Below are 24696 nucleotides of genomic sequence, written 5' to 3' on the forward strand. Positions count from 1 at the left end.
GTTCCGCCTTCGGGCGGCCGGGCAGCGGAACGATGACCTTCGCCATCCACGGCCTCCCCGTCGCGCGCGGCATCGCCATCGGCCGCGCGGTGCTGATGGGCGGCCGCGTGGACGTGGCGCACTACTTCATCGACCCGGCGCAGGTCGACGCCGAGGTCACGCGCCTGCGCGAAGGGCGCAATGCGGTGATCGACGAGATCCACCGCCTGCAGCACACCATCGTGCAGATGGGGAAGGAGGCGCCGCACGAGCTCTCCGCGCTGCTGGACGTGCACCTGATGCTGCTGCAGGACGAGGACCTGATTACCGGCGTCAAGTACTGGATCCGCGAGCGCCTCTACAACGCCGAATGGGCGCTGACGACGCAGCTCGAGCAGCTCTCGCGCCAGTTCGACGAGATGGAGGACGAGTACCTGCGCGAGCGCAAGGCCGACCTCGAGCAGGTGGCCGAACGCATCCTGCGCTACATGAAGGGCGTGGCCTCGCCGGTCGCGCCGACGCCGCGGCGCAAGAGCCAGCAGGACCTGCTGCTGGACGACAGCGTCGACGTGCCGCTGGTGCTGGTGGCGCACGACCTGTCGCCGGCCGACATGCTGCAGTTCAAGCAGAGCGTGTTCGCCGGCTTCGTCACCGACGTCGGCGGCCGCAACTCGCACACGGCGATCGTCGCGCGCAGCATGGACATCCCGGCGGTGGTGGGCGCGCGCAGCGCCAGCCAGCTGGTGCGGCAGGACGACTGGGTGATCATCGACGGCGACGACGGCGTGCTCATCGTCGATCCCTCGCCCATCATCCTGGCGGAATACGGCTTCAAGCAGCGCCAGGCCGAGCTGGAGCGCGGCCGCCTCGCGCGCCTGCGCCACACGCCGGCCGTCACGATCGACGGCCACAAGGTCGAACTGCTGGCCAACATCGAGATGCCGGAAGACGCGCCCACGGCGCTCGAGGCCGGCGCGGTGGGCGTCGGCCTGTTCCGCAGCGAGTTCCTGTTCATGAACCGCAGGGGCCGGCTGCCGGACGAGGACGAGCAGTACGAGGCGTACCGGCGCGCGGTCGAAGGCATGCAGGGCCTGCCGGTCACCATCCGCACCATCGACGTGGGAGCCGACAAGCCGCTGGACGACGTGCAGCGCGAGGAAGCCCACCTGAATCCGGCGCTGGGCCTTCGTGCCATCCGCTGGAGCCTGGCCGACCCGGCGATGTTCCTCACCCAGCTGCGCGCCGTGCTGCGCGCGGCGGCGTACGGCAAGGTCAACCTGCTGATCCCGATGCTGGCGCACGCCAGCGAGATCCGCCAGACGCTCTCGCTGCTGGACTTCGCGCGCGCAGAGCTGGACAACCGGGGCGTGGCCTACGGTCCGATGCAGGTGGGCGCGATGATCGAGATCCCCGCGGCCGCGCTGTCGCTGCGCACCTTCCTGCGCTACTTCGATTTCCTGTCCATCGGCACCAACGACCTGATCCAGTACACGCTGGCGATCGACCGGGCCGACGAATCCGTGGCGCACCTGTACGACCCGCTGCACCCCGCGGTGCTGCAGCTCGTGGCGCAGACGATCGCCGAGTGCAACGCGCAGGGCAAGGGCGTCAGCGTGTGCGGCGAGATGGCGGGTGACATCAGCTTCACGCGGCTGCTGCTGGGACTGGGCCTGCGCACCTTCTCCATGCACCCGGCGCAGATCCTGGCGGTCAAGCAGGAAGTGCTGCGGGCCGACACGCGCCGGCTCGAAGGCTGGGCGAAGGAAGTGCTCGCGTCCGAAGAGCCGGGCAAGCTGCTCGGTCAGTAGCCCCGTTCCGCGCTGCCAGTGGAGGGCAGCACCGGTGCCGGTGCGGCGCCGCTCGGCTCACCCCGCGGAGGCGCCACGACGATCGCGCGTTGCGGCGGCATCGCCAGCACCTCTGGCGGCGGTTGCGAACGCGGCGGCGCCACCACGATGGCCGGCTGCGCAGGAAAGCCCAGCGAGCCGCCACCCACGCTTACCCCGTACTCCGGCGGCAGGGGCGAGCCGCTCGCCGGCATGACCGGCTGAGGCGGCTGCAGTTCGGGCGGCGGCGGGAACAGGCTGCCCCACCCGGTGCCGTTGTCGGGCGGCAGCTCCGGTGACTTCGGGAACTTCGCCTTCGGATCGACCAGGCGCGCGCGCACCAGGGCCTGCATGTATTCGCCCACCATCGGCAGCGCGCTGCGCGAGCCCTGGCCCCACGGGTCCTGCATGCTGATGCGGCTGTCGTTGAATCCCACCCAGGCGCCCGTCACCAGCCGGGGATGGGCCAGGACGAACCAGCCGTCGGTGTTCTCCTGCGTCGTGCCGGTCTTGCCGGCCAGCTCGCCTTGCAACTTGTAGCGGGCGCGGATGGGCGAACCGGTGCCGCGATCGATGGCGGCACGCAGCGCGTCCAGCAGCACCGCGTTGGCGGCCGGGTTCAGCGCCGGTTCCGGCGCGGCGGGACGGAAGGCCTCGAGCACCTTGCCCTTGCGGTCCTCCACCTGCAGCACGAGCGCCGGCGCAACGTACTGGCCGCCGTTGGCGATCGTGGCGTACGCGGCCGTGATCTCGCGCAGCGAGACGAGGCTGGTGCCCAGGCCGATCGAGGGCACTTCCTCCAGCCGGCTGTCGCGCACGCCCATGGCCTGCGCGAGCTGCGCGACCTTCGCCGCACCGACGTACTGCATCAGCTGCGCGGTGATCGTGTTCTTCGACAACGCGAGCGCGTCCCTCAGCGCAATGGGTTCGCCGGTGGGCTGGCTGATGTCCTTGGGCCGCCAGATGCGGCCCTGGCCGTCGGGGATGTCGACCGGGTTGTCCATCAACTGGTCGGTGGCGCGTGCGCCGAGTTCGAAAGCGGCCCCATACACGAAGGGCTTGAACGTCGAGCCGGGCTGCCGCCGCGCCTGCTGCACGTGGTCGAACTGGTCCAGCGCGAAGTCGCGGCTGCCGACCCACGCGCGCACATAGCCGGTGCCGGGCTCCATCGCCACGAGGCCGGCCTGCAGCCGCGTCTTCTCATCGCGCAGCGCCTGCATGTACGCCGCATCGGCGCGCAGCCTGGCCAGCGCCTCCGTCTCGGAAGCGCCCGCCTCGCGCGCCGCCTTGAACTGCTGCGACTCGCGGATGAAGGCATCGACCAGGTCGCGGCGGGCGTTCCAGCCGTTGCGGCCGTTCAGGGCCGTGTCCGCCAGTTTCTGCAGCCTCTCGGCCTGCGCGTTCAGCGCCTGCTGCGCCAACGCCTGCGCCCGCGAGTCGATGGTCGTGCGCACCACCAGGCCGTCGGCGTAGACGTTGTAGCCCCTGCGGTCGGCCCACTCGATCAGCCAGCGGCGCATCAGCACCGCGAGGTGGGGCGCGGGGCCGAGCTGTTCATCCTGCCGTTCGAAATTCAGCTGCAGGGGACGGCCCCGAAGCTCGTCCAGCTGCGCTGGATCCAGCTTGCCGTGCCGCGCGAGTTGCGCGAGGACGATGTTGCGGCGCTGCTGCGCGCGCTGCGGATTGAGCACCGGGTTGTAGTAGGTCGTGCCCTTGAGCATCCCGACCAGCGTGGCGCTCTCCAGCACGTCGAGGTCGCGCGCGTTCTTGTCGAAGTAGGTCCGCGCGGCCATCTCGATGCCGTACGTGTTGTAGAGGAACGGGACCGTGTTGAGGTAGATCTCCAGGATCTCGTCCTTGCGGTAGGCCTGTTCTATCTTGAGCGCGGTGATCGCCTCCTTGACCTTGCGCTCGATCGTCGGAGCGCGGCCGATCTCTTCCGGGTAGAGGTTGCGCGCGAGCTGCTGCGTGATGGTCGAGCCGCCTTGCAGGCGGCCGTTGAGGCTGTTCCACGCGGCGGCGGCCGTGCGCCGCAGGTCGAGCCCGCGATGCAGGTAGAAACGCTGGTCCTCGACGGCCAGCAATGCGGCGGTGACGTGCGGCGAGATGTCGCGCAGCGGCACCCACACGCGGTTGGCCTTGCGGTACACGGCCAGCTCCTGGCCATCCGAGGTCAGCAGCACGCTGGGATGTTCGGCCTGCTGCTTCTTGAGGTCGCCGATGGTGGGCGTGAGCGGCACCTGCGACATCACATAGAACGCGGGCACGGCAACCGACGCCACCATCGCCATCAGCAGCACCAGCGACAACGTCCACCAGGGATGCCGCCGGACCCAGGCGCGCCGCGCGGGTGGGGGCGGGGTCCGGTCGCGGGCGGCCATGGTGTTCAAGCTGTTCGTTTTGTGCCGGGTCGCGGCGACTCTAGGCGGGACAGCGCCGGGCGGGGTGTAGGACTGCCGCGCGTGCGACCGCGCGGGGCGGCGCTATCGCCATGCGCGTGCGTCCGTCAGCCGGACGTGGGCGAAGCCTGTTGGGAATCTACCAATGGCTGAGACTCACGGACTGCAAAAATCACGCGCAGGCGCTCAGCGCGAACGCGACAGCCCGCTCAGCTTGAGGCCATCGGGGGCCGACGGAACAATGCGCGCGGTGAAAGTCCCCATCTCCGAACGCGCGGCCCCGGCAATGGGGGCCGCTACCGTGCTCGAGCTGCAAGCCGGTGAGCTTCATCTCGCGCTGGCCCCCGACGTCGGCGGCTCGATCGCCAGTTTCCGCCGCCGCTGGCACGAGCGAGCCGCCCTTCGCGAACTGGATTGGCTGCGGCCCGCCGGCGCCGAAGGACTCGCCGAGCGCCATCCGCTCGCAATGGCCAGCTTCCCGCTGGTGCCCTTCTGCAACCGCATCCGCAACGGACGAGCCACGTTCGAAGGCCGCGAGATCCGCTTCCCGCCCAACCATCCGGCCGAAGACTCGCCGCACCCGCTGCACGGCATCGGCTGGCAGCGGCCGTGGCGAGTCGAATCGGCCGGCAGTTCACGCGCCGTGCTGACGCTGGACGTGCCGGCCGGACCGGCCTGGCCCTGGCGCTTCACCGCACGCCAGACGTTCGACCTTCGGCCCGACAGCCTGATGGTGCGCATGGCACTGACCAACGAGGACACGGCGGCGATGCCGGCGGGCATCGGCCACCATCCCTACTTCCCGCACGAGCCCGGCACGCGCCTGACCGCGGCCGCGCAGGCGATGTGGGAAGCGGACGAGGAGGTCATGCCCACGCGGCTCGCCGAGACGGAGGAGGTGCGGCAGCTGCGGCGAGGGGTGCGCCTTGCGGACCTGCACACGGACAACAACTTCACCGGCTGGTCGCGCGAGGCCTGCATCGAATGGCCGGCCGACGCGCACGGACCGGAGCGCAGCCTGGTGATGCAGGCGGAGGCGCCGCTGGACCACTTCGTCCTGTACTGCCAGCGCGGCTTAGACTACTTCTGCGCCGAGCCGGTAAGCCAGTGCACCGATTGGCTCAACCTGATGGACCGGTATGGCCCGGAGGCGTTGGGTGGGGCGCGGCTGGAACCGGGCGAGACGCTGAGCGCGCGCTTCACGTTGACGCCGCGCTGGTGAGCCGGCAAGCGGCTCCGGTCCTTGTGGAAGTCAAGCGGCGCTGGCCTGTGCCGGCGCTTCGCGCGTGCGCGTCCCCACCACCGCGCCGCCGACGATCAGCGCGGCCGCGAGCGCGATGTTCCAGCTCAAACCACGGCCGGTGACCAGCAGCAGCAAGGCCGTCGAGGCCAGCGGCGTGATGTAGCTCAGCACGCCGATTTGCCGTGCGTCGCCCCGCTTGAGCGCGCGGTCCCAGAGGAAGAACGCGGCGCCCAGGGGACCCAGGCCCATCACGGCGAGCAGGACCCAGTCGCTCGAGCTGATCGTGGCCGCGGGCTCCAGAAGCACGTGGCAAGCCAGCGCGAGCAGGCCCGACACCAGCCCGAACAGGCCGACCGCGGCCGTCGGGAACGCCGCCAAGCGGCGCGTGAGCAGCGAATAGCTCGCCCACATGAAGGCTGCTCCCAAGGCAGGCAGGTAGCCCCAGGACCAGGTGCCCGAGGCGCTGCCCGAGCCCAGGATCGCGATCGCCGCGCCGGCGAAACCCATCAACGCCCCCAGCACATGGCCGGCGCGCAGCGAGAGCCCGGGCAGGAACACCGGGGCCAGCACCACGATGAACAGCGGCCAGAGGTAGTTCACCAGGTTCGCTTCGACGGGCGGCGCGACGCGCAACGCGATGAACAGCAGGAAGTGATAGCCGAACAGGCCGCACACGCCCAGCGCCAGGGTGGCCGGCGGAACCTTCCACTGCCGCAGCAGCGGCCAGGCCGGCACGCTGCCGATCACCAGCGCGATGCCGGTGAGCAGGAATGGCGGCAGGTGCTTGAGCGCGAGCCCCAGCGATGCGAGGCCGGCCCACAGGGCGATGGCGCCCAGCGCGTAGACATTGGCGGACATGCGGCGAGCTTGAGCGGGACGGCTGTCGTGCAACGACGGCACTTCGTCGTTGCGGGCGCTCATGGCTTCAGGCGGCGGTCACGCCGGCCGCGTGCGCCTGCTGGTCGGCGTGGTAGCTGGAACGCACCATCGCGCCGACGGCGGCGTGGCTGAAGCCCATCTCGCGCGCCTTCGCCTCGAACATCCTGAAGGTGTCCGGGTGCACGTAGCGGCGCACCGGAAGGTGCGACAGCGTGGGCGCGAGGTACTGGCCGATGGTGAGCATGTCGATGCCGTGCGCGCGCATGTCGCGCATCACCTCGAGGATCTCCTCGTCCGTCTCGCCCAGGCCGACCATCAGGCCGCTCTTGGTCGGGATGTGCGGGAACAGCGCCTTGAATTTCTTCAGCAGGTTGAGGCTGAACCGGTAGTCCGAGCCGGGCCGCGCTTCCTTGTACAGGCGCGGGATGGTCTCCAGGTTGTGGTTCATCACGTCGGGCGGCGCGGCCTTGAGGATCTCCAGCGCGCGGTCGTCGCGGCCGCGGAAGTCGGGCACGAGCACCTCGATCGTGGTTCCGGGCGAGAGCTCGCGCGTCTTGCGGATGCAGTCGACGAAGTGGCCGGCGCCGCCGTCGCGCAGGTCGTCGCGGTCGACGCTGGTGATCACCACGTATTTCAGTTTCAGGCGCGCGATGGTGCGGGCCAGGTTCTCCGGCTCGTGGACGTCCAGCGGGTCGGGCCGGCCGTGGCCCACGTCGCAGAACGGGCAGCGGCGGGTGCACTTGTCGCCCATGATCATGAACGTCGCCGTGCCCTTGCCGAAGCATTCGCCGATGTTGGGGCAGGACGCTTCCTCGCACACCGTGTGCAGGTTGCTCTCGCGCAGGATCTGCTTGATCTCGTAGAAGCGCGTCGTGGGCGAGCCGGCCCGCACGCGGATCCACTCGGGCTTCTTGAGCACCTCGCCCGGCTCCACCTTGACGGGGATGCGCGAGAGCTTGGCGGCGGCCTTCTGCTTGGCGCCGGCCTGGTAGTTCTCGACGGATTGCGCCTCGCGCACGACGGGGTTGGAGCTCATTGACCTTCCTCAGGCGAGCAGGGCGGTGAGCTTCTGGCCCAGGACCTGTGCCGCTTCGTTCCAGGGGGTGGACACGCCGATTGTAGAAAGGTCCACTGTTTCCAGCCCGGCGTAGCCGCAAGGGTGGATGCGCGAGAAGGGTTCCAGGTCCATGGCCACGTTCAGCGCGACACCGTGGTAGGTGCAGTGCCGGCTTACCTTCACTCCGAGGGCTGCGATCTTGCCGAGGCCGTCGAATTCATGGCCGGGTGCGCGCGGCCCCTGCAAGGCCTGGTGCGAGGACGGATCGGCCAGTCGCACATAGATGCCCGGCGCGCCCGCGACGCGATGGCCCGTGACGCCGAATTCGGCCAGCGCGCGGATCACCGCTTCCTCGAGCCGATAGACGTATTCCTTGACGAAGTAGCCGCGGCGGCGCAGGTCGACGAGCGGGTAGGCCACGACCTGGCCGGGGCCGTGGTACGTGACCTGCCCGCCGCGGTTGGTCTGCACCACGGGAATCGCGCCCGGATTGAGAACGTGTTCGGCCTTTCCGGCCAGTCCTTGCGTGAACACGGGCGGGTGCTCGCACAGCCAGAGCTCGTCGGGCGTGCCCTCATGCCGCGCGGCGGTGAACTCCTGCATCGCCCGGTAGGTGGGCTCGTACGCGACCCGACCGAGCATGCGCTGCTGCATGCCGGGCCCTACAGCACGACCTTGACCATCGGATGGGTCGAGAGCGTGCGGTACAGCTCGTCGAGCTGCTCGCGGCTGGTGGCGGTGATGGTGATGGTGATGCCGAGGTAGTTGCCGGCCTTGCTGTCGCGCAGCTCGACGGTGGAAGCGTCGAATGTCGGATCGAATTGCTTGGCGACCATGGTCACGGCGTGCACGAAGCCTTCGGCCTTCGCGCCCATCACCTTGATCGGGAACCGCGAGGGGTACTCGATGAGCGATTCCTTGCGCGGGTCTTGAGCGGGGTTGGGCTTGGGGGTGGTCATGGTCAGGCGGCCTGTTTCGCCCGCTGGTAGCCGGCGTAGAGCTTCTGGTAGATAGGGCCGGGGCGGCCGTTTCCAACCGGCTTGCCGTCCAGCACGGTGCAGGGCAGCACTTCCTTGGTGGCCGAGGACACGAGGATCTCGTCGGCCGCCAGCACCTCTTCACGCGTAATGCGACGCAAGGTGAACGGGATGCCGTGCTGCCGGCACAGCTCGCCGATCACGCCGTAGCGGATGCCTTCGAGCACCAGGTTGTCCGTGGGCGGGCCCAGCACCTCGCCGTCCTTCACGACCCAGATGTTGGAGCCGGAGCCTTCGGAGAGGAATCCGTCGCGGAACATCACCGTCTCGACGGCATCCTCGTCGGCGCTGAGCTGACGGGCGAGCACGGCGCCCGCCAGGCTGATGCTCTTGACGTGCGCCTTCTTCCAGCGGAAGTCCTCGGCCGTGACGCAGGCGATGCCGCGCTCGCGCACCTCGGCCGGGTAGATGTACAGCTGGTTGGTCATCGCGAACACGGTCGGCGTGATGCCCTTGGGCATGACGTGGTCGCGCATGGCCACGCCGCGCGTGACCTGCAGGTAGACGATCTGGTCGGTCTCGGCAGCGGGCGCGCCCTTCATGCGCGCGTAGCGGTCCACCAGCTCCTGCACGAGCGCGCGCCACTGCTCATGCGGCATCGGATTCGAAATGCGAAGCTCGCCCAGGCTGCGGTCCAACCGCGCCATGTGCTCGGCGAAGCGGAAGGGACGGCCGCGGTACACGGGCACGACCTCGTAGACACCGTCGCCGAAGATGAAGCCGCGGTCCAGCACGCTGATGCGTGCATCGCGCAGCTTGCTGAACTCTCCGTTGAGGTAACAGGGCAGGTCGGGCAGGTGGGCGGTGTCGTTCATGCCGCGATTGTCTCCCGTGGTCTCGGGCTCGTGGTTTCTACTTATAATCAGTGGCTTTGTGAAATTTCAGGGCCGAAAGCCGGGGCCGTTTTGGATGAGAAAAACAGTCGCCCCGCTTCCTGAAATGTCGGAGGACGAGCAACCCCCGATCAAGCCGCTGAGCGCCGAGGAGGCGCGAAGGCTGCGCGAAGAACATCCGCCGGTTTCCCCCTGGTGGGTGGTCGGGGGGCAGGCGGTGGTGGGCCTGGCCGCGGCACTCGTGGCCTGGACCGTCACCGGCAAGTCAAGCGTTGGGTGGTCCGCCGGTTATGGCGCGCTGGCCGTGGCGATTCCCGCGGCCGTCTTCGCGCGAGGCCTGACCGGCCGGTTCTCCTCCGTCAACGCGGGCACGGCGGCCTTCGGGTTCCTGCTGTGGGAGATGGTCAAGATCGCCTTGACGGTGGCCATGCTGATGGCTGCGCCAGGGCTGGTTCGCGATCTCAGCTGGCCGGCGCTGCTGGTCGGGCTGGTGCTCGCGATGAAGGTGTACTGGGTCGCGCTGGCGTTCGCACCGCGCAGGCGCACCCGAAAGTGAACTAGGAAGAAACGGGCTCAAGACACATGGCTGCCGAACACGGACCGACCGCTGGCGAGTACATCGTCCATCACCTGACCTTCCTGCAGAACCACCCGCCCAAGAACGTCGTCGACTTCAGCGTCTTCAACTGGGATTCGCTGTTCTGGGCGATCACGTTGGGCGTGATCTGCTGCCTGCTGCTCTGGAAGGCGGCGCGCAAGGCAACGGCGGGCGTGCCCGGCCGCTTCCAGGCCGCGGTGGAGATCCTGGTGGAGATGGTGGACTCGCAGGCCAAGGGCATCGTGCACAACGCCAACAGCCGCAAGTTCGTCGCGCCGCTCGCGCTGACCGTGTTCGTCTGGATCTTCATGATGAACGCGATGGACCTGCTGCCGGTCGACCTGATCCCCGAGCTCTGGGCCCGCTTCTACGGCGCCACCGGCCACGATCCGCACCATGCCTACATGCGCGTCGTGCCGACGGCCGACCTGTCCGTCACGATGGGCCTCTCCATCTCCGTGCTGCTGGTCTGCCTGTTCTACAACGTGAAGATCAAGGGCCTGGGCGGCTGGGTGCACGAGCTTTTCACCGCGCCCTTCGGCAGCCACCCGCTGCTGTGGCCGTTCAACTTCCTGATGCAGGTCATCGAGTTCGTCGCCAAGACCGTCTCGCACGGCATGCGACTGTTCGGCAACATGTACGCCGGCGAACTGATCTTCCTGCTGATCGCGCTGATGGGCGGCGCCTGGTCGCTCACCGCCACCGGCATCGGCCTGGCCATCGGCCACATCATCGCCGGCTCGGCGTGGGCCATCTTCCACATCCTGATCATCACGCTGCAGGCCTTCGTCTTCATGATGCTGACGCTGGTCTACGTCGGCCAGGCCCACGACGCGCACTGATCCGGTTTTCCCTCTTTCCCTTTCCTCAACCAAAAGTCCTTAGGAGTCTCTCAATGGAACAAGTCATCAGCTTCGTCGCGCTCGCCGCCGGCCTGATCATCGGCCTGGGCGCCATCGGCGCCTGCATCGGCATCGGCGTGATGGGCAGCAAGTACCTCGAGTCGGCGGCCCGTCAGCCCGAGCTGATGAACGAGCTGCAGACGAAGATGTTCCTGCTGGCCGGCCTGATCGACGCGGCCTTCATCATCGGCACGGGTATCGCGCTGTGGTTCGCCACCGCCAACCCGTTCCTGGGCCAGCTGGCCGCGCGCTGATCGCGATTTCTTCCGTCAACCCGTTCCGGGCGCCGCGCGCGCCCGGGCAAGGATGAAACAGTGAGCATCACCGGTACCCTCATCATTCAGATCATCGTGTTCCTGATCCTGGTCGGGTTCACGATGAAGTACGTGTGGCCACCGATCGCCGCCGCGCTCGACGAACGCGCGAACAAGATCGCCGAGGGTCTGGCCGCCGCGGACCGCGCCAAGTCCGAACTCGCCGCCGCCAATGCGAAGGTCGACGAGGAGCTGGCCAAGTCGCGCAACCAGATCGCCGCCCTGCTGGCCGATGCCGAGCGCCGCGCCCAGGCCATCATCGAAGAGGCCAAGGGCCGCGCCACCGAGGAAGGCAACAAGATCGTCGCCGCCGCCCGCGCCGAGGCCGAGCAGCAGACCGTGCAGGCCCGCGAGGCCCTGCGCGAACAGGTCGCCGCGCTGGCGGTCAAGGGCGCCGAGCAGATCCTGCGCAAGGAAGTCAACGCCGGCGTGCACGCCGAGCTGCTCAACCGCCTCAAGACCGAGCTGTAGAGGGAAGACGAATGGCCGAACTCGCCACCATCGCCCGCCCGTACGCCGAGGCCCTGTTCAAGTCGTCGCAAGCCGACCTGAACGGCACGTCGCAGTGGCTCGACGCGCTGGCCGCCGTGGCCGGCAATCCGCAGCTGCTGCAGTACGCCGGCAACCCCAAGGTCACGGACCGCCAGGTGTTCGACCTGATCTGCGGCGTCGTGCGCGAGCCGCTGCCGCAGCCGGCGCAGAACTTCCTGCGCACCGTGATCCAGAACGGCCGCCTGGGCGCGCTGCCGGAGATCGCCGCGCAGTTCCGCGCGATGAAGAATGCGCAGAGCGGCGCGTCCGACGCGGTGGTCTACAGCGCCTTCCCGATCCCGGCCGAGCGCCTGGGCGAGGTGGCGCAGACGCTGGAACGCCGCTTCGGCCGCCGTCTCAATGTCACGGTGCAGGAGGATTCGTCCCTCATCGGCGGCATCCGCGTGGTGGTCGGCGACGAGGTGCTGGACACCTCGGTCAAGGCCCGCCTCGAGCAAATGAAAGTCGCGCTGACGGCATAAGCCGTCCCCGCCCCCCAGGACACAAAGGAACGAGTCATGCAGCTCAATCCCGCAGAAATTAGCGAACTGATCAAGAGCCGGATCGAAGGCCTGGCCGCCAGCGCCGACATCCGCAACCAGGGCACGGTGATCTCCGTGACCGACGGCATCGTCCGCATCCACGGCCTGTCCGATGCGATGGCCGGCGAGATGCTGGAATTCCCCGCCACCAAGGAAGGCGTGCCCACGTTCGGCCTGGCGCTGAACCTCGAGCGCGACTCGGTCGGCGCCGTGATCCTGGGCGAGTACGAGCACATCTCCGAAGGCGACACCGTCAAGTGCACGGGCCGCATCCTGGAAGTGCCCGTCGGCCCCGAGCTGATCGGACGCGTCGTCAACGCCCTGGGGCAGCCGATCGACGGCAAGGGCCCGATCAACGCCAGGATGACGGACGTGATCGAGAAGGTCGCGCCGGGCGTGATCGCGCGCAAGTCGGTCGACCAGCCGGTGCAGACCGGCCTGAAATCCATCGACTCGATGGTGCCCATCGGCCGTGGCCAGCGCGAGCTGATCATCGGCGACCGCCAGACCGGCAAGTCCGCCGTGGCCGTGGACACGATCATCAACCAGAAGGGTCAGAACATGACCTGCGTGTACGTTGCCATCGGGCAGAAGGCGTCCACGATCAAGAACATCGTGCGCGCGCTGGAGCAGAACGGCGCGATGGACTACACGATCGTCGTGGCCGCGTCGGCTTCCGAGTCGGCCGCCATGCAGTACGTCTCCGCGTACGCCGGCTGCACGATGGGCGAGTACTTCCGCGATCGCGGCCAGGACGCCCTGATCATCTACGACGACCTGTCCAAGCAGGCCGTCGCGTACCGCCAGGTGTCGCTGCTGCTGCGCCGCCCGCCGGGCCGCGAAGCCTACCCCGGCGACGTGTTCTATCTCCACAGCCGCCTGCTGGAGCGCGCCGCGCGCGTGAACGCCGACTATGTCGAGGCGTTCACCAAGGGCGAGGTCAAGGGCAAGACCGGTTCGCTGACCGCGCTGCCGATCATCGAGACGCAGGCCGGCGACGTGTCCGCGTTCGTTCCGACCAACGTCATCTCGATCACCGACGGCCAGATCTTCCTGGAGACGTCGCTGTTCAACGCCGGCATCCGTCCCGCCATCAACGCGGGCATCTCGGTGTCGCGCGTGGGCGGCGCCGCCCAGACCAAGCTGGTCAAGGGCCTGTCCGGCGGTATCCGTACCGACCTGGCGCAGTACCGTGAGCTGGCCGCCTTCGCGCAGTTCGCTTCCGACCTGGATGCCGCGACGCGCAAGCAGCTGGATCGCGGCGCGCGCGTGACCGAGCTGCTCAAGCAGCCGCAGTACAGCCCGCTGCCCATCTCGCTGATGGCCGCCTCGCTGTTCGCGGTGAACAAGGGCTACATCGACGACATCGACGTCAAGAAGGTGCTGGCCTTCGAATCCGGGCTGCACGCCTGGCTGAAGGACAAGCACTCCGGCCTGATCCAGAAGCTCGACACCAGCAAGGCCATGGACAAGGATGCCGAGGCCGAACTGGCCAAGGCCATCGAAGCGTTCAAGAAGACCTTCGCTTAAGTCCACTCCAAGGAAAAGCTGTGGCTGCAGGAAAAGAGATTCGCGGCAAGATCAAGTCGGTGGAGAACACCAAGAAGATCACCAAGGCCATGGAGATGGTCGCCGCCTCCAAGATGCGCAAGGCGCAGGACCGCATGCGCGCGGCCCGGCCCTACAGCGACAAGGTCCGCAACATCGCCTCCAACCTCGGCAAGGCCAACCCCGAGTACACCCACGCCTTCATGAAGTCCAACGACGTGAAGGCGGCGGGCTTCATCGTGGTGTCCACCGACAAGGGGCTGTGCGGCGGCCTGAACACCAACGTGCTGCGCGCGGTCACCACCAAGCTGCGCGAGCTGCAGGACCAGGGCGTGAAAACGCAGGTCGTGGCCATCGGCAACAAGGGCCTGGGTTTCATGAACCGCATCGGCGCCCAGGTGGTCTCGCACGTCACCCAGCTCGGTGACACGCCCCACCTCGAGCGCCTGATCGGCCCGGTGAAGGTGCTGCTGGACCAGTACGCCGAGGGCAAGCTCAATGCCGTGTACCTCTGCTACACCAAGTTCATCAACACGATGAAGCAGGAGCCGGTGGTCGAGACGCTGCTGCCGCTGTCGGCCGCCAAGATGGAGGCCGAGAGCAAGGCCAGCGGCTCGCACGAGCACGGCTGGGACTACATCTACGAGCCCGACGCCAAGACCGTCATCGACGACCTGCTGCTTCGCTATGTGGAGGCGCTGGTCTACCAGGCCGTGGCCGAGAACATGGCGTCCGAGCAGTCCGCCCGCATGGTGGCCATGAAGGCCGCGACGGACAACGCCGGCAACCTCATATCCGAGCTCAAGCTGGTCTACAACAAGACGCGCCAGGCAGCGATCACGAAGGAACTCTCCGAGATCGTGTCCGGCGCCGCCGCCGTTTAAACAATTTCCGGAGCAAAGAATGGCTCAAGAGAACACTCAAGTGAACGCAAGCGTCCAGGGAAAAATCGTTCAATGCATCGGCGCCGTCGTGGACGTCGAGTTCCCGCGCGAAGCGATGCCGCGCGTGTACGACGCGCTGAAGATGCAAGGCACGGCGCTGACGCTGGAAGTGCAGCAGCAGCTGGGCGACGGCGTGGTGCGCACCATTGCGCTGGGTTCCTCCGACGGCCTGCGCCGCGGTTCGATGGTCTACAACACCGGCGCGCCGATCACGGTGCCCGTGGGCAAGGCCACGCTGGGCCGCATCATGGACGTGCTGGGCAACCCGATCGACGAGCGTGGCCCGGTCGACGGCGCGGTCAGCATGCCGATCCACCGCCGCGCGCCGGCGTACGACGAGCTGTCGCCCTCGCAGGAGCTGCTGGAAACCGGCATCAAGGTGATCGACCTGATCTGCCCGTTCGCCAAGGGCGGCAAGGTGGGCCTGTTCGGCGGCGCCGGCGTGGGCAAGACCGTGAACATGATGGAGTTGATCAACAACATCGCCAAGGCGCACTCGGGCCTGTCGGTGTTCGCCGGCGTGGGTGAGCGCACCCGCGAGGGCAACGACTTCTATCACGAGATGGCCGACTCGGGCGTCGTGAAGCTGGACAACTTGGCCGAATCGAAAGTGGCCATGGTGTACGGCCAGATGAACGAGCCCCCGGGCAACCGCCTGCGCGTGGCGCTGACCGGCCTGACCATCGCCGAATCGTTCCGCGACGAAGGCCGCGACGTGCTGTTCTTCGTGGACAACATCTACCGCTACACGCTGGCCGGCACGGAAGTGTCCGCCCTGCTGGGCCGCATGCCTTCCGCCGTGGGCTACCAGCCGACGCTGGCCGAGGAGATGGGCCGCCTGCAGGAGCGCATCACGTCCACCAAGGTCGGCTCGATCACCTCGATCCAGGCCGTGTACGTGCCCGCCGACGACCTGACCGACCCGTCGCCCGCGACGACCTTCGCGCACCTGGATGCCACCGTCGTGCTGTCGCGTGACATCGCCGCGCTGGGCATCTATCCCGCGGTGGACCCGCTGGACTCCACCAGCCGCCAGGTGGATCCCAACGTCGTGGGCGAGGACCACTACACCACCACCCGCGCCGTGCAGGCCACCCTGCAGCGCTACAAGGAACTGCGCGACATCATCGCGATCCTGGGCATGGACGAACTCTCGCCCGAGGACAAGCTGGCCGTGGCCCGCGCGCGCAAGATCCAGCGCTTCCTGTCGCAGCCCTTCCACGTCGCCGAGGTGTTCACCGGCTCGCCCGGCAAGTACGTGCCGCTGTCCGAGACCATCCGCGGCTTCAAGATGATCGTGGCCGGCGAGTGCGACCACCTGCCCGAGCAGGCCTTCTACATGGTCGGCACCATCGACGAGGCCTTCGAGAAGGCGAAGAAGCTGGCCGCGTAAAGCGGGCAGCTTCGAGCACCGAAGTGACTTCGGGGACAGACCAACGCAGCGAAGCGAGTTGCTCTGTCCTCGACTGACTAGGAAAGAACGTGGTCGATAGCACCCATACTATTCACGTCGACGTGGTGAGCGCCGAGGAGTCGATCTTCTCCGGCGAGGCGCGCTTCGTCGCGCTGCCCGGCGAAGCCGGCGAGCTCGGCATCTACCCGCGCCACACGCCGCTGATCACGCGCGTGCGGCCCGGCTCGGTGCGCATCGAAAAGGCAGACGGCGGCGAGGAGTTCGTGTTCGTGGCCGGCGGCATCCTGGAGGTGCAGCCCAATCGCGTCACCGTGCTGTCCGACACCGCCATCCGCGGCAAGGACCTGGACGAAGAAAAGGCCAACGAAGCGCGCCGCGCCGCCGAAGAGGCCCTGAAGAACGCCCACAGCGAGATCGACATCGCCAAGGCGCAGTCGGAGCTGGCCGTGATGGCCGCGCAGATCGCGGCGCTGCGCAAGTACAGGCAGAAGAAGTAAGACAGATCGCACCAGACAAGCGCTAAGAAAAACCAGCGCCCTTCGAGCCCCGCCTTGTGCGGGGCTTTTTTATTTCTGCGGCCTGGTGCGAGGCCCTCGTCAGCCGAGCACCGGCTCGTCCGGCAGCTCGTTGGGGTCCACCTGGCCCGGGCGCAGGGGGAAGTGTTCGACCAGCAGGGCCGACACCTCCTCGAGCGCCTGCGTGAGCCCGTCCTCGAACTGGCCCTGACGGAACGCCTCGCCCATGCGGCGCACGATGGCCTGCCAGGTGTCCGGATCGACCTTGTTCGCAAGGCCGCGATCGGCGACGACCTCGATCGCGTGCTCGGCCAGCAGCAGGTAGATCAGCACGCCGTTGTTCTGCTCCGTGTCCCACACGCGCAGCTTGCTGAACATCGCGATGGCGCGCTCGCGCGGCGTGGCATCGCGCCAGAGATAGCTCAGGGGCAAGCCCGCTTCGACGCAGATGCGCACCTCGCCGGTGTGGCGCTTCTCGCTGGCGGCCACGCGGCGCGCAAGACGCTCGACCAGCTCGGACGGCACGGCGCGCCGCGTGTCGGCTTCATCGACCCAGCGGTGCTTCAGGATCCGCTTCAGTTTGCGCAGCATCACCAGTCTCCCGACGCGCCACCGCCGCCGAAATCGCCGCCGCCGCCGGAGCTGAACCCGCCGCCGCCACCGCCCCAGCCACCGGAGCTGCCGCCGCCCGAGCCACCGCCGCCCCAGGGCCCGATGACGGGCCCGCCCCAGTGGCCACGGTTCGCCCGCCTCGACCCGCCGAAGCCGAGTCCGCCGGAGAGCAGTGACAGCACCAGCGCGAACAAGCCCGCTACCGCCCCGATCACCAGGCTCGACGTCAGGAAGAACGCCAGCGCCCCGGTCCCGCCGCCTGTGAGCAGCGAGCCGAACTTGCCGCCGAAGATGCCGCGCAGCACGCCGCCCGCGATCGGTACCGCGAAGAACATGAAGATGGCCAGGTCGAACCAGTCGAAACCTTCCGCCGTGCCGGGTCCTCGCGGAGACCGCGGCTGTGGCAGGCCTTCGCCTTCGATGCGTGCGATCAGCCGGTCCGTGGCCGCTTGCAGGCCGCCGGCGAAATCGTTCTGGCGGAAGCGCGGCGTGACCGCCTCCTCGATGATCTGGCGCGCGGCCAGGTCGGGGATGGCGCCTTCGAGCGTCTTGGCCACTTCGATGCGCACGCGCCGGTCGTCCTTGGCCACGATCACCAGCACGCCATCGCCGACGTCGCGGCGGCCGATCTTCCAGGCATTGGCCACGCGGTTGGCGTAGCTGAAGATGTCCTCCGGCTGCGTGGTGGGCACCATCAGCACCGCGATCTGCGTGCCTTTGCGCTGCTCGAACGCGGCCAGCTTCTGCTCGAGCCCTTGGCGCTGGATCTCGTCCAGCGTGCCGGTCTGGTCGATGACGCGGGCGGTGAGCTCCGGCACGGGCAGCACGCCCTGCGCCCATGCCACGCCGAGCCACAGCAGGGCCGCGGCCAGGAACGCGAAGAGCCGCTTCACGCCGGGTCAGCCCTGCGCGATAGGGTCAGCGGGTCGGTGTGCCGCTCGCGGGCGCGCTCGGCGCGGCCGCGGGCCTTGCGGGTGCGGAAGAGGAGGCGGGGGTGCCGAACTCCACGCGCGGCGGCGCCGAGATCTCCGCCTCGTTCTGCACCGTGAACGTCGGCTTGGGGTCGTAGTTGAAGACCATGGCCGTCAGGTTGGTCGGGAAGCTGCGCGCGAGCACGTTGTACTCCTGCACCGACTGGATGTAGCGGTTGCGCGCGACGGTGATGCGGTTCTCCGTGCCTTCGAGCTGCACGCGCAGGTCGCGGAATCCCTGGTTGGCCTTGAGGTCCGGATAGCGCTCGCTGACCACCAGCAGTCGGCTCAGCGCGCTGGAGAGTTCGCCCTGCGCCTGCTGGAAGCGCTGGAAGGCCGCGGGGTCGTTCAGCGTCTCGGGCGTGACCTGCACCGACGTGGCCTTGGCGCGCGCCTCGACCACGCGCGTGAGCGTCTCCTGCTCGAAGTTGGCTTCGCCCTTGACGGTGGCCACCAGGTTGGGCACCAGGTCCGCGCGGCGCTGGTACTGGTTGAGCACCTCGCTCCAGGCCGACTTGGTCTGCTCGTCCAGCCGCTGGAAGTCGTTGTAGCCGCAGCCGGAGAGCGCGAACACGGCAACGAGGACGGCAAGCCAACGTTTCATCTGCAAGCTCCTTTGCGAAGGTCGGGCGACGGTAGCATAGATGGGATGCGCGATGCGCCCCTTCAAGCCCTCCAGGCCGCGGCGCGCGGCGCTGCTCCGGGCTCTTCCTTGCGGCCCCGGCTCGTGATCGCTGGCGCGACGGGCGTGCTGGGCAACGAGGTGTTGCGCCGGCTGGTCGGCCTGCAGCAGTTCGGCCCGACCCAGGTGCTGGCGCGCGAGCCGATCACGGCGGGCCTGCGCGGTGTCGGCACGACTGTCGTGCCGCACGACGATCCCGCGCAATGGCCGCCGGGCGCGGCCGAGACGGGCGTCGTCCTCTTCGATCCGCCGCGGCTGTTCTACGACCGCGAGCGCGCGCTGTGGACGCCCGCGCCCGAGCAGCTGCCGGCGCTGGCCCAGTGGATGCGCCGCAGCGGCGTCAGCACACTGGCGGTAGTCCTGCCGCACGCGCAGGGCCGCTTGCCCGAGTCGCTCAAGCGCGGGCTGGCCAGCCTCGACGAGCAGGCCGTGGCCTCGCAAGGCTTCGAGCGGCTGCTCATCGTGCGCTCGGCGCAGAAGCCGCCCCCACCGCCTGCGTCGGGCTGGCCTTCGCGCCTGGCGCACTGGATGCTCTCGATCTTCAAGTACATGGTGCCCAGCAGTGAACAGCCGGTGCGCTCGATCAAGGTGGCCGAGTTCGTCGCCGCCGCGCTGCAGGTCGCGCCGCCCGGCATCCACGTGGCCGCGCCCGAGACGGTGTGGCGCGCGGCGCAGGGCGACATGCGCGTCGCCGTGCGCCAATGGCTGGGTGCGTAGTTTGCTGTCCTGATTCCGCGAAAATCCCGTCGATGCGAAAGTCCAAGCTCCAGGCCGCCAACCTAGAAGGCAATGCCGACGACGTCGAGGCCGCGTTCTACGACGCCCTGCAGAACGCCGACATCGAAAAGCTCATGGCCTGCTGGGCCGACGAGGACGAGATCGTCTGCATCCACCCGGGCGGGCCGCGCGTCGTCGGCCCCGTCGCCATCCGCGCCACGTTCGAGGCGATGTTCGCCAACGGCAGCATCCGCGCGTGGCCGGAGCGCGTGCGCAAGGTGGAGTCGCTCGCCAGCTGCGTGCACAACCTGCTGGAGAAGGTCGAGGTGCTCACGCCGCAGGGTCCGCGCCAGGCGTGGGTGATCGCGACCAACATCTATCACAAGACCGCGCAGGGCTGGCGCATGGTGGCCCACCACGCCAGCCCCGGCACGCCGAGCGAGATCCAGGAAGTCTCGGACACGCCGTCGGTGCTGCACTGATGGCGGCGGCCGCGCAGGCACTTGCGGCATCGGCCGCGGGCGGCTTCGACTACGCCGCGCCCTGGTGGCTGCCGGGCGGCAACCTGCAGACGATCTGGGCCGCGCTGTTCGCGCGCCGGGGCGTGGGCGCGCCGCCCGAATACCGGCGCGAGCGGTGGAGCACGCCGGACGGGGATTTCGTCGACCTGGACTGGTCCACTTGCGAAGCGCCGGCGGGCGCGCCGCTGCTCGTCCTCTTCCACGGCCTCGAAGGCTCCTCGCGCAGCCACTACGCCGAAGCCTTCGCCCGCTTCGCGCGCGAGCGCGGCCTGCGCTACGTCGTGCCGCACTTCCGCGGCTGCAGCGGCGAGTTGAACCTCGGCCCGCGCGCCTACCACTCGGGCGACCACGAGGAGGTGCACTGGATCCTGCAGCGCCTGCGCGGGGCGCACACGGGGCCGATCGTCGCCGCCGGCATCTCGCTGGGCGGCAACGCGCTGATGCGGTGGGCCGCGGAGAGGGGACATGAAGCAGGCCGGGTGGTGGACGCGGTCGCCGCCGTGTGCTCGCCCATCGACCTGGCCGCCGGGGGCAAGGCGATCGGTGAAGGTTTCAACCGGCTGGTCTACACCACGATGTTCCTGCGGACGATGCGGCCCAAGGCACTGCTCAAGCTCGCGCAGCATCCCGGCCTGTTCGACCGCGAAGCGCTGCTGGCGGCGCGCGATCTCTATGAGTTCGACAACGTGTTCACCGCGCCGCTGCACGGCTTTCGCGACAGCGCCGACTACTACGCGCGCGCCTCCGCCAAGCCGCACCTGCCGCGCATCCGCCTGCCCGCGCTCGTGCTCAACGCGCGCAACGATCCCTTCGTCCCCGCGCACAGCCTGCCGGGACCGCAGCAGGTCGGCGACTGGGTGACGTTGTGGCAGCCGCCGCAGGGCGGCCACGTGGGATTTCCATCCGGCCGCTGGCCTTCGCACGTGCGCCACATGCCGCAGGCGGTGGGCGACTGGCTGCTGTCGGCGGCCGGCCTGGGGTCACCCGCAACGCGCCGGCGCTGAATTAGTTGCGCTGTGCCGCGATCGGCAGGGCGCTGGCCGCGGGGATCGGCGCGGGCAGGGCGGCTGCAGCGGGTTTGATCGAGGGCGCAGCCGCGGGCGCGGTGACGGTCGCCGCCGCGAACGGAGCGGGCGCCGAAGCGGCCGGCATCGGCGACGCCGCGCCACCCGACCCTGCCGGCGGCCAGGGCACATCCGCCACGTTGCGCGGCTTGCCCATCGGCCCGGCGGCCTGGCCCTTGCGCACCGCGGCCAGGTCTTCCTCGTTCGGATAAAGGCCCATCAGCCAGTAGTCGAACACTCGGCGTGCGATCGGCGCCGCGGCCGCCGCGCCGAAGCCCGAGTTCTCCACCACCGCGGCCAAGGCGATCTTCGGATCGTCGGCCGGCGCGAAAGCGATGTAGAGCGAGTGGTCGCGCTGGTGCTCTTCCAGCTTCGAGGCGTTGTACTTTTCCTTCTGGCCGATGGTGACGGCCTGCGCCGTGCCGGTCTTGCCGCCGGAGAGGTAGCCCGCGCCCGCGAACACGCGGGTCGACGTGCCGCCCTGCGTGACGCCGACCATCGCCTTGCGGATGATGGCCACGTGCTCGGGCTTGTAGCCCAGGTTCTCGGGCGCCTGCGGCGGCACCACCGTGCGCGCGTGCGTCATCGGGTCTTCGGTGGCGATGATCAGCCGCGGCTTGTGCTTGACGCCGTCGTTGACCACCGTGGCGGTGGCCTGCGCCAGCTGCAGCATGGTGAAGCTGTTGTAGCCCTGGCCGATGCCCAGCGAAATCGTCTCGCCGGCGAACCACTTCTTCTGCTCGGGGCGCTTGTAGTAGTTGCGCTTCCACTCCTGGCTGGGAAGCACGCCGCGCACCTCGCCGAAGATGTCGATGCCCGTCAGCTGGCCGAATCCCAGCGGCTTCATGAAGTCGTGCATCAGGTCCACGCCCATCTCGTTGGCCAGCGAGTAGTAGTAGACGTTGCTGGACTTGACGATGCTGGTGTGCATGTCCACCGCGCCCAGGCCGTGGTCGCCGTGGCTGCGGAACACGTGGCCGCCGAAGCTCCAGGAGCCGTTGTCCATGACGATCTGCGTTGCGCTGCGCTTGCCGGTGGTCAACGCCGCCAGCGCCATGAAGGGCTTGTAGGTGGAGCCCGGCGGATAGGTGCCGCGCAGGGCGCGATTGAGCAGCGGCTTGTCGATCGACTCGTTCAGCGCCTGCCAGTTCTCCGAGTCGATGCCGTCGACGAACAGGTTGGGGTCGAACGTCGGCTTGGACACGAAGGCCAGCACCTCGCCGGTCTTGGGGTCCAGCGCCACCAGCGCGCCGCGCCGGTCGCCGTACATGTCCTCGATCAGCTTCTGCAGCTTGATGTCGATGGACAGCAGCACCGTGTCGCCGGGCGTGGCGGGCCGGCTGTCAAGCTTGCGCACGGCTCGGCCGCCGGCGGAGGTCTCCACCTGCTCCACGCCCGTAACGCCGTGCAGCTGCTTTTCCAGGCTCTGTTCGACGCCCAGCTTGCCGATGTACTCGGTGCCGCGGTAGTTGGCCTGTTCCTCCTCGTCCCACTCCTCCATCTGCTTCTTCTCGGCCTGGTTGATGCGGCCGATGTAGCCGATCACGTGGCTGGCGAGTTCGCCGTAGGGGTAGTTGCGGAACAGGCGGGCCTTGATCTCCACGCCGGGGAAGCGGAAGCGCTGCGCGGCGAAGCGCGCCACTTCCTCGTCGGTCAGCTTGGTGCGAACCGGGAGCGACTCGAAGCTCTTGGACTCCTCCAGCAGCTTCTTGAAGCGGCGGCGGTCGCGCGCCGTGATCTCGACCACCTGCGCCAGGTCGTCGATGGTGCGCTCCAGTGTGGACGACAGCCGCGAGGGCGTGATCTCCAGCGTGTAGGCCGAGTAGTTGGTGGCCAGCACGATGCCGTTGCGGTCCAGGATCAGCCCGCGGTTCGGGACGATGGGAACGATGGCCGTGCGGTTGGCCTCGGCCTGTTCGCTCAGGTCGTCGTGCTTGAAGACCTGCAGGTACACCAGTCGCAGCGCCAGCAGCAGGAAGCACACCAGCACGGCCAGGCTGGCCGCCAGCACCCTCGTGCGAAAGCGCGAGAGATCGGCTTCGACGTTGCGCAGTTCGGTCATGGTGGTGGGCCGTCAGCGCCGGGGGCTCACGACCGCCGGACGCTCACAGCGGCCGATTCTCATCGGGATCGGGCGCCCTGCGCTGCGGCGCCAGCAGGATCACGCTGACCACCGGCCAAAGCAGGGATTCGATCACGGGGGCGAGCAGGATCGAGGCGCCGGGGAACACGCCGCCCGCCATCATGCGGATCGCCAGCTCGATGGCGTGCGCCGCCACGAACAGCGGCAGCACCTGCACCGCCTGCGAGGGCACCGTGAACCAGAGCAGGCGGCGGTGGATGGTGATCGCGAGGTAGGTCAGCGCGGTGTAGGCCAGCGCATGCTGCCCGAGCAGGGCCGCCTGGTGCACGTCCATCGCGATGCCGAAGGCGAAGGCGGCGCCGATGCCCACCCGCAGCGGCTGGTGCACGCCCCAGAACACCAGCACCAGCGCCAGCAGGTCGGGCATCCACGGCGTGCGGCCGAGCGGCAGCATGCTGACCACCATCGCCACCAGCAGGCTGGACCAGATGAAGAGCGGGTTGGCCGGAAGCAGCAGCTGCTGGCCGGGGCGCATGATCATGTCAGTGCGCTCCCTTCCTGGCGGGCTTGGGCCCGACGGCCGCCGGGGCTTCGACCGGCCGCGGCGGGATCTGCGCGGCGACGGGCTTGAGCACCATCACGTGCCGGGCGCCGTCCACCGCGGCCTGCGGCACGCAGAAGATTCGTGCGAAGGCCGAGTCGGCGCGGCGCTCGACCTTGTCGACCTTGGCCACCGGCAGCCCGGCCGGGTAGATGCCGTCCACGCCGCTGGTGGTGAGCAGGTCGCCGGCCTGCACATCCGCATTGCCGGCCATGAAGCGCAGCTCCAGCGCGCCGGCGTGCGAGCCGCCCGGATCGCCAAAGGCCACGCTGCGGGCGCCGGTGCGGGCGTTCAGGACCGGGATGGCGTGGTCGCGGTCGGTGATCAGGGTGACTTCGCTGATCAGCGGATGAACGCGCGTCACCTGTCCCAGCACGCCGGACTCGTCGATCACCGGCGAGCCTTCCTCGACACCCTGGGCCATGCCCTTGTCGATGATCACCTTGCGGGTGTACGGGTCGGCCGCGTCGTACAGCACCTCGGCGGCCTGGCCCGGCGTGGTGATTCGCTCGCGCAGGGCGAGCAGTTCGCGCAGCCGCTTGTTCTCCAGCGCCAGCTGCTCGACCTGGTTGGCCTGCTGCGATTGCTGGGCGAGTTTCTTGCGCGCCGCCGCTTCCAGCACCTGCGCGTCGCGCAGCGCCTCGAAGTATTCGCCGCCGTGGCGCAGCGCCAGCACGGGGCGCAGGATGGCCCATTGCAGGGGATAGAGCACCGTTCCGACGGCCGCGCGCAGCGGCTGGGTGATGCGAAAGCGGGTGTCCGCCACCATCAGGAACAGCGCCAGGGCGCTGAAAACCATCAGCTTGGACAGCGCCGACGGGCCCTGCTTGAAGAAGGGCGGTGGGGTCCTGTCCAGCGTACCGAGCGGCATCGCTGTCTTCCGG

General features: G+C 68.7%; 26 protein-coding genes. 14 read left to right on the top strand and 12 right to left on the bottom strand.

Translation table 11 applies throughout. The features are described 5' to 3' along the window. Positions 1 to 32 precede the first annotated feature (32 nt). Positions 33 to 1787, top strand: coding sequence for a phosphoenolpyruvate--protein phosphotransferase (gene ptsP, locus EZ313_RS10325; protein ID WP_135263067.1), 1755 nt, complete (start codon positions 33 to 35; stop codon positions 1785 to 1787). Here ptsP and EZ313_RS10330 read toward each other — a convergent pair. Further along, the gene (locus tag EZ313_RS10330; protein ID WP_135263068.1) at positions 1781 to 4186 is read right to left on the bottom strand and encodes a penicillin-binding protein 1A; all 2406 of its coding nucleotides are present in this window, start codon (positions 4184 to 4186) and stop codon (positions 1781 to 1783) included. The two genes, ptsP and EZ313_RS10330, sit on opposite strands and share 7 nt — an antisense overlap. A gap of 268 nt (positions 4187 to 4454) precedes the next feature. Between EZ313_RS10330 and EZ313_RS10335 the strand changes: the two genes are divergently transcribed. After that, positions 4455 to 5426 carry an aldose 1-epimerase gene (locus tag EZ313_RS10335; protein ID WP_240788581.1) on the top strand — a complete coding sequence of 324 codons (972 nt, stop codon included), beginning with the start codon at positions 4455 to 4457 and terminating at the stop codon, positions 5424 to 5426. 30 nt (positions 5427 to 5456) lie between these two features. On the opposite strand, the gene EZ313_RS10340 is transcribed toward EZ313_RS10335, so the two are convergent. The 5 genes from EZ313_RS10340 to EZ313_RS10360 form a co-directional block, all read right to left on the bottom strand. Continuing rightward, positions 5457 to 6305 (bottom strand): DMT family transporter, encoded by an 849-nt coding sequence (locus EZ313_RS10340; protein WP_135263637.1) that lies wholly within the window; start codon positions 6303 to 6305, stop codon positions 5457 to 5459. Positions 6306 to 6372: 67 nt separating this feature from the next. Further along, on the bottom strand, positions 6373 to 7362 hold the full coding sequence (gene lipA / locus EZ313_RS10345; RefSeq protein WP_135263069.1) for a lipoyl synthase: 990 nt from the start codon (positions 7360 to 7362) through the stop codon (positions 6373 to 6375). A gap of 9 nt (positions 7363 to 7371) precedes the next feature. Then, a complete protein-coding gene (gene lipB / locus EZ313_RS10350; protein ID WP_135263070.1) occupies positions 7372 to 8037 on the bottom strand; it encodes a lipoyl(octanoyl) transferase LipB in 666 nt (221 codons plus the stop codon). Positions 8038 to 8045: 8 nt separating this feature from the next. Further along, on the bottom strand, positions 8046 to 8342 hold the full coding sequence (locus EZ313_RS10355) for a YbeD family protein (RefSeq protein WP_135263071.1): 297 nt from the start codon (positions 8340 to 8342) through the stop codon (positions 8046 to 8048). Between the two features lie 2 nt (positions 8343 to 8344). Next, positions 8345 to 9235 (bottom strand): D-amino acid aminotransferase, encoded by an 891-nt coding sequence (locus EZ313_RS10360; protein WP_135263072.1) that lies wholly within the window; start codon positions 9233 to 9235, stop codon positions 8345 to 8347. A 124-nt stretch (positions 9236 to 9359) separates the two neighbouring features. On the opposite strand from EZ313_RS10360, the gene EZ313_RS10365 reads away from it, so the two are divergent. The 9 genes from EZ313_RS10365 to EZ313_RS10405 all read left to right on the top strand — a co-directional run bounded on the left by EZ313_RS10365 (position 9360) and on the right by EZ313_RS10405 (position 16543). Then, positions 9360 to 9809, top strand: a complete 450-nt coding sequence (locus EZ313_RS10365) for an ATP synthase subunit I (protein WP_240788582.1) — start codon at positions 9360 to 9362, stop codon at positions 9807 to 9809. A 26-nt stretch (positions 9810 to 9835) separates the two neighbouring features. Continuing rightward, a complete protein-coding gene (gene atpB / locus EZ313_RS10370; protein ID WP_135263074.1) occupies positions 9836 to 10693 on the top strand; it encodes a F0F1 ATP synthase subunit A in 858 nt (285 codons plus the stop codon). 53 nt (positions 10694 to 10746) lie between these two features. Further along, on the top strand, positions 10747 to 11007 hold the full coding sequence (gene atpE / locus EZ313_RS10375) for a F0F1 ATP synthase subunit C (protein WP_135263075.1): 261 nt from the start codon (positions 10747 to 10749) through the stop codon (positions 11005 to 11007). Positions 11008 to 11067: 60 nt separating this feature from the next. Next, the gene (locus EZ313_RS10380; protein WP_135263076.1) at positions 11068 to 11538 is read left to right on the top strand and encodes a F0F1 ATP synthase subunit B; all 471 of its coding nucleotides are present in this window, start codon (positions 11068 to 11070) and stop codon (positions 11536 to 11538) included. An 11-nt stretch (positions 11539 to 11549) separates the two neighbouring features. Next, positions 11550 to 12080, top strand: coding sequence for a F0F1 ATP synthase subunit delta (locus EZ313_RS10385; RefSeq protein ID WP_135263077.1), 531 nt, complete (start codon positions 11550 to 11552; stop codon positions 12078 to 12080). 36 nt (positions 12081 to 12116) lie between these two features. Next, the gene (gene atpA / locus EZ313_RS10390) at positions 12117 to 13670 is read left to right on the top strand and encodes a F0F1 ATP synthase subunit alpha (RefSeq protein ID WP_135263078.1); all 1554 of its coding nucleotides are present in this window, start codon (positions 12117 to 12119) and stop codon (positions 13668 to 13670) included. 20 nt (positions 13671 to 13690) lie between these two features. Continuing rightward, positions 13691 to 14572 carry a F0F1 ATP synthase subunit gamma gene (gene atpG, locus EZ313_RS10395; protein WP_135263079.1) on the top strand — a complete coding sequence of 294 codons (882 nt, stop codon included), beginning with the start codon at positions 13691 to 13693 and terminating at the stop codon, positions 14570 to 14572. A gap of 19 nt (positions 14573 to 14591) precedes the next feature. Next, on the top strand, positions 14592 to 16025 hold the full coding sequence (gene atpD, locus EZ313_RS10400) for a F0F1 ATP synthase subunit beta (protein ID WP_135263080.1): 1434 nt from the start codon (positions 14592 to 14594) through the stop codon (positions 16023 to 16025). A gap of 89 nt (positions 16026 to 16114) precedes the next feature. Further along, on the top strand, positions 16115 to 16543 hold the full coding sequence (locus EZ313_RS10405) for a F0F1 ATP synthase subunit epsilon (RefSeq protein WP_135263081.1): 429 nt from the start codon (positions 16115 to 16117) through the stop codon (positions 16541 to 16543). Positions 16544 to 16642: 99 nt separating this feature from the next. Here the strand turns inward: EZ313_RS10405 and EZ313_RS10410 are convergent, their stop codons facing one another. From EZ313_RS10410 to EZ313_RS10420, 3 genes are read right to left on the bottom strand one after another with little or no spacing between them, the layout of a single operon-like run. Continuing rightward, positions 16643 to 17152: a TPM domain-containing protein gene (locus EZ313_RS10410; protein ID WP_135263082.1), complete on the bottom strand. Its 510-nt coding sequence runs from the start codon at positions 17150 to 17152 to the stop codon at positions 16643 to 16645. Further along, on the bottom strand, positions 17152 to 18066 hold the full coding sequence (locus EZ313_RS10415) for a TPM domain-containing protein (RefSeq protein ID WP_240788583.1): 915 nt from the start codon (positions 18064 to 18066) through the stop codon (positions 17152 to 17154). Before EZ313_RS10415 ends, EZ313_RS10410 begins: the two co-directional genes overlap by 1 nt. Before the next feature lie 25 nt (positions 18067 to 18091). Continuing rightward, a complete protein-coding gene (locus EZ313_RS10420) occupies positions 18092 to 18748 on the bottom strand; it encodes a LemA family protein (RefSeq protein ID WP_135263083.1) in 657 nt (218 codons plus the stop codon). A 45-nt stretch (positions 18749 to 18793) separates the two neighbouring features. Here EZ313_RS10420 and EZ313_RS10425 point away from each other — a divergent pair, with 45 nt between their 5' ends. The 3 genes from EZ313_RS10425 to EZ313_RS10435 are packed head-to-tail and all read left to right on the top strand — an operon-like array spanning position 18794 to position 21068. Continuing rightward, complete coding sequence (locus EZ313_RS10425) at positions 18794 to 19543, top strand: hypothetical protein (RefSeq protein ID WP_135263084.1); 750 nt, start codon at positions 18794 to 18796, stop codon at positions 19541 to 19543. Between the two features lie 32 nt (positions 19544 to 19575). Beyond that, the gene (locus EZ313_RS10430; protein WP_135263085.1) at positions 19576 to 20025 is read left to right on the top strand and encodes a YybH family protein; all 450 of its coding nucleotides are present in this window, start codon (positions 19576 to 19578) and stop codon (positions 20023 to 20025) included. Then, complete coding sequence (locus EZ313_RS10435) at positions 20025 to 21068, top strand: YheT family hydrolase (protein ID WP_135263086.1); 1044 nt, start codon at positions 20025 to 20027, stop codon at positions 21066 to 21068. The genes EZ313_RS10430 and EZ313_RS10435 overlap by 1 nt, the downstream gene beginning before the upstream one ends. Position 21069: 1 nt before the next feature. On the opposite strand, the gene mrdA is transcribed toward EZ313_RS10435, so the two are convergent. The 3 genes from mrdA to mreC are packed head-to-tail and all read right to left on the bottom strand — an operon-like array spanning position 21070 to position 24683. Next, positions 21070 to 23190 (bottom strand): penicillin-binding protein 2, encoded by a 2121-nt coding sequence (gene mrdA, locus EZ313_RS10440; RefSeq protein WP_135263087.1) that lies wholly within the window; start codon positions 23188 to 23190, stop codon positions 21070 to 21072. A gap of 43 nt (positions 23191 to 23233) precedes the next feature. Beyond that, positions 23234 to 23752 carry a rod shape-determining protein MreD gene (gene mreD / locus EZ313_RS10445; RefSeq protein WP_135263088.1) on the bottom strand — a complete coding sequence of 173 codons (519 nt, stop codon included), beginning with the start codon at positions 23750 to 23752 and terminating at the stop codon, positions 23234 to 23236. Between the two features lies 1 nt (position 23753). Beyond that, positions 23754 to 24683, bottom strand: coding sequence for a rod shape-determining protein MreC (gene mreC, locus EZ313_RS10450; RefSeq protein WP_135263089.1), 930 nt, complete (start codon positions 24681 to 24683; stop codon positions 23754 to 23756). Positions 24684 to 24696: the final 13 nt, after the last annotated feature.

The organism is Ramlibacter henchirensis (genome assembly GCF_004682015.1).
Taxonomy (GTDB): Bacteria; Pseudomonadota; Gammaproteobacteria; order Burkholderiales; family Burkholderiaceae_C; genus Ramlibacter; species Ramlibacter henchirensis.